The organism is Streptomyces sp. NPDC057428 (assembly GCF_042803195.1).
In the GTDB taxonomy this organism is placed as follows: Bacteria; Actinomycetota; Actinomycetes; order Streptomycetales; family Streptomycetaceae; genus Streptomyces.
Map to the genome: position 1 here is coordinate 1 of NZ_JBHVCT010000187.1, position 3929 is coordinate 3929.

A 3929-nucleotide genomic window follows, 5' to 3' on the forward strand; every position below is an offset into this window, starting at 1 on the left:
AAGACGGACGACACGAGCACGGATCCTGCCGCACCCGCCCACCACCTGTCACATCGTCAGACAAAGCCCCAGACCACGACCTTCTGAATGCTTACGTGGTCACACCCCGGGGATGGATTCAGCTTTCGGACGGGGAGGAGTTCCGCTCGCCTTCCAAGGCGGCCATGGTCGCCGTCGGGAACGGAACGTTCGACGGCTGGGAGGCATGGCAGGTCGACGACGGCAGATACCTCGCGCAGTTGCGTCAGGAACTGCTCGACCGGGCCGCCGCAGAGGCCGATCCCACAGCACCGGAGAATGAGCGCCAGCAGACATCCGTGTCGCCCAGTGAGCGGCACGCACGGCTGAAGAAAGCACGTGAATCGGCAGAGACAGGGCGCCCGTTGTCTCTCTCCGTGCAGGAACTGCTGGCTTGGTGGGGCGCAACCGGCCGAGGCGCCGTCAACGACCAGATCCAGGCCGAACTCGCCAACCACAGCCTGATCACCTCACCCGAATTCGACAAGGTGTCCCTGACTGCGACAGTGCAACTGGTCAAGGCTGCGGAAGAGCAGACCGAAGACATTCCCCTCGCCGGATTGCCAGTGACGGCCCCGACGCCGGACGGACGGTCCGAAGAGCTGGATCCACGCGAGACGGGATTGACCGTCGGCACCCTGCCATCCGCCCTCGCCGGCATCGTCAGTGTCAAGCCGACGGCCACGTTCGAGGAGGTCATCACGCTGATGCTCCTCCACGACTTCTCCCAGTTGCCCGTCCTTGCCGGACCGCACAATCTGCGGGGATCCGTCTCGTGGAAGTCCATAGCGCGCGCCCGCCATGCCGACCCCGGCGCCCACCTCGCACAGGCAGTCATGGACGCACGCGACGTCCGCTACGACCACGACCTGATCGATGTCCTGCCCACGCTGGTCGAGCACGACTTCGTACTCGTCAGGGACCAGCACAACGCGATCGCCGGGATCGTCACCGCCGCCGATGTCGCCCAGGCCTACGGCGAACTGGCCGGACATTTCCTCCTGATCGGAGAAATGGACCGCCGACTGCGACAGGTCATCGTGGGGGCCTTCACATTGCCCGAGGTCACCGGCCTGTGCGACCCGGCGGGTGAACGCATCGCCTCTTTCGGTGACATGACCGTCGGCGACTACCAGCGGGTGCTGGAGAACCCGGGACTGTGGGAACAGCTTGGATGGCCGCTCGACCGCAGGGTGTTCATTGCGCGGCTGGAGGAGATTCGCCGGATCCGCAACAACGTCATGCACTTCAACAGCAGTGATCCCCTGCCGAAGGCGGACGTCGACAAGATCCGGTATCTGAACAAGCTGCTGAGGGAGTACGGAGAATAACTCTGTCCCACGGTACTCGGCCGGTGGTCCCGAACCACTCGTCGTCGAAGGTCACGATACGTACGAGACCATTTGGATTGTCAGACCACACGGATAACCTGTCGGGCGTGTACGACATGACGGACCCGGCCGCCGCCCGGCAAGCGGCGAAGGCCGCCGAACGAGAGCGCCTGAAGCGGGCACGTGAACGCCGGGAGAGCCAGGGGCCCTCGGGTGTGAGCGGTTTCGTCCAGCGCAAGTGGCGTTGGCTCGGTGTCGGGGGGAACGAGGCCGTCGAAGCCGTGCTGGCCATGCTCACGGAAACAGCGGCCGTCGCCGGGATAACCGAGGCGGAAAGGCTGGTGCTCACTCGGGCGCTCGAAGGGGATCCGGACCGCGAGGCCTTGTTGCCCGCGGTCCGCGCCGGGCTGAGCCACCTGCCGTCGGCGTCGGTCCTCGGACACATGCGCAATCTCTGGGCCACCGGAGTGCGATGGCTCAACGAGGCAGGCCTGGAACGGTGCCGACTGCTGTGTTCGACGGCCCCGGCCTGGATCTCGTCACCAAGCGCTCCCATTCGTTCACAGGCGGCCCCGTTTTCTCTCTCTTCGCGACCGCTGCCACCCGTGGCACAGTCCCTATACCCAACCGCTTCCTGGACGGACTCCTCGCCTGGGCTCCTCTGACTGTCATCGACGATCTGGTCGACCACGGTGGTTTGCTGGCCGAGGACGCGCCATGGAAGATTCGCGACGAGCAGGAAGGTCTCTACCTGCGCGCGCGTCTCGCTCCCGAGAGGCTCACCGACGAGGAGGCCGAGCGGCTCGACTGGCAGGCCTATCTACGCCGAAAGTCCTTCCTGCGCGGTGAGACGCTCACCCGGCAGGAACCGGACGATGTGTGGGACCTTCTGTACGACGTCGTCCTGGACGGCGACGCGGCAGCCCTTGAGTCCCTAGACGCGGTTCTGCCGCGAGCCCAGCAGATCGAATTGCGCGACCTCAAGTCGGGCGCTCTGTCCGGGCAATGGCCGCCGAGCATGGGTGAGGACCGGGGGCTCTGGCATCTGATGGCCACATTGTGGAAACCACGGGAGCTCGTCGACGCCGGGCGCAGTCCTTTCTATGCGCACGTGGCCGTGAATCGGGCCTACGACTTGGTCAAGGCAGGCGAGATGGAGGCGGCGACACGGCAGGCGCACTCCCTAACCCGCGGCGGCAGTGGCCGGAAGATCTCCGCGGAGTTGACGCAGGAGGGATACGCCATCGCGGCGTACGCGGCCGTGGAGCAGAGTGAGAGGTCCAAGTCGGCCACGGGACGGGACAGGCTACTCGATTCCGCCAAGGAGTATGCCGAGAAGGCCGCCGCTCAGGGTGGTGCCGTCGCCGAACGCAACCTTCGTCTCCTGCAGGCCTGGAGGGAGACAAGGCGGAACCACCGCGGCCCGTTCAGCAATCCCTTCCTCCAAATCGGCCTGGATCACGGTGCCGACGGGTGGGAGGAACGCTGCCGGGGAATATTCCGCCAGTGGGAGGGAGATGCCAAGGCTCAGTCCGCCCTGAACTTGGCCGAGGAACGCATCCGTGGCGCGCTGCGCGGCGAGGTCGGCTAGGACGTCTTCTACCAGTTGCCGCTCGACCGGTCTCGGTACGTCATGCCCTCCCAGGTTCCGCGGCATCTCGTGCCCCCGGTGGATGCCCTGCCACGCCGGACCCCAGTGACGAGCGGCGGCGAGCTCGAGGCCATCCGTGCCCGTGCCGCAGTCGAACTCCTCGACGACTTCCGGACCACCGCCCCGCGACTCGACCGCCGCAGTTCCACGCGATGACCTCATCGACTTCCGTGTCCTGATTAACCGTCCTTACCGAACGAAGCAGAGCCTGATGCCTCCGAACAAGAAGACTCCCAAGAGAGAACGCCCCCACCGTCCCTGCCCCGCCTGCGGCCAGACGCAACCCGGCACGAGGGGCACGGAGGCACCACACAAACCCGGGGGCCTGAGGCGTCGTAGAGAGCGCAGCTCCGAGACTCCGGCCCAGTCGGTGAGCACCGGCGTCGCCGATGTCCGTCCCGATCCAATCGACGCGATGACGGTGATCAAGGGAGTGTCGGAACGCATACCGAAGGCACTGGAGGCTGCCGGGGTCGACGAGGTGGCCCCTTCCGGGGCGCTTGCCATGGCCGTGCGTAGGGCGGTCCTGGACGAATTCCGTACGCGCGCCCAGTTCGCCGGACGTCTCGCCGAAATCGACGCGCTCCTCTGGTCCCGGGCCGGAGACAGTCGCGAGGCCGTCGATGGTGCGATGACGGCGCATCTGCGGGAACTGCGGTTGCTGCGAGTGACGGAGCCGGAAGAAAGCGACCGGTTCGTGGTGACCGAGGGCGAGGGAGACGCCTTCGAGCTACTCAGTCCGGCATATGTCGACGAGTTGACAGGGAAGGTCATTCTTGCGGGACAACTGCGGCGCGTAGCCGGGCCCGCGGGCATGAAGTGCGGGGAGGAAGCATGACGGGTCTTCGAATTTGATGGGGGTGCGGCGGTGACGGGCGGGCTCGCCGGTCACGCTGTGTGAGGTAGCTCGGGTGGTGGTACCCCGGACG

General features: G+C 66.1%; 3 protein-coding genes. All 3 read left to right on the plus strand.

Translation table 11 applies throughout. The annotated features are described in order from the left end of the window. Positions 1-95: 95 nt before the first annotated feature. On the plus strand, positions 96-1349 hold the full coding sequence (locus tag ACFU5K_RS31455) for a CBS domain-containing protein (protein ID WP_384068034.1): 1254 nt from the start codon (positions 96-98) through the stop codon (positions 1347-1349). Between the two features lie 511 nt (positions 1350-1860). Then, a complete protein-coding gene (locus ACFU5K_RS31460; RefSeq protein ID WP_384068037.1) occupies positions 1861-2940 on the plus strand; it encodes a hypothetical protein in 1080 nt (359 codons plus the stop codon). A gap of 430 nt (positions 2941-3370) precedes the next feature. Beyond that, positions 3371-3838 carry a hypothetical protein gene (locus ACFU5K_RS31465; RefSeq protein ID WP_384068040.1) on the plus strand — a complete coding sequence of 156 codons (468 nt, stop codon included), beginning with the start codon at positions 3371-3373 and terminating at the stop codon, positions 3836-3838. Positions 3839-3929 lie beyond the last annotated feature (91 nt).